At 70.2% G+C, this 275-nt stretch carries 1 protein-coding gene; it reads right to left on the bottom strand.

The genetic code is table 11. The features are described from left to right. Window positions 1–246: hypothetical protein (locus ACM03V_RS34510; protein ID WP_414625318.1), on the bottom strand; the 246-nt coding region annotated here is incomplete at its 3' end. Window positions 247–275: the final 29 nt, after the last annotated feature.

Genomic DNA, 275 nt, shown 5'->3' with positions numbered 1-275 from the left:
CAGATTGGCGGCGGGCAGTTCGCCGATCCGCGCGGCGGAGGCGCTGTCGGATATCACATCGGCCTGACGCTTGCGCCGCAGGGATTCCTCGACCTGACCCGCGAACCGTCCGACCACCTCGACCGGCGCCAGTTCGGCAGGTTCGACGACCGCCGGGGCGACAGGCGCTGTCCTTGCCGGTTCGACCCAGACCCGCAATCCGCGCGCGCCCACGAACCGATAGCGCAGCGGCGTGTCGCGCAACATTTCGGCGACAGCAGCGCGCCAACCCATCC

The sequence above is a fragment of the Calothrix sp. CCY 0018 genome, assembly GCF_963920925.1.
Taxonomy (GTDB): Bacteria; Cyanobacteriota; Cyanobacteriia; order Cyanobacteriales; family Nostocaceae; genus Rivularia.
The sequence above is the reverse complement of the archived record's forward strand: the minus strand, read 5'-3'. Positions and strand labels throughout refer to the sequence as shown.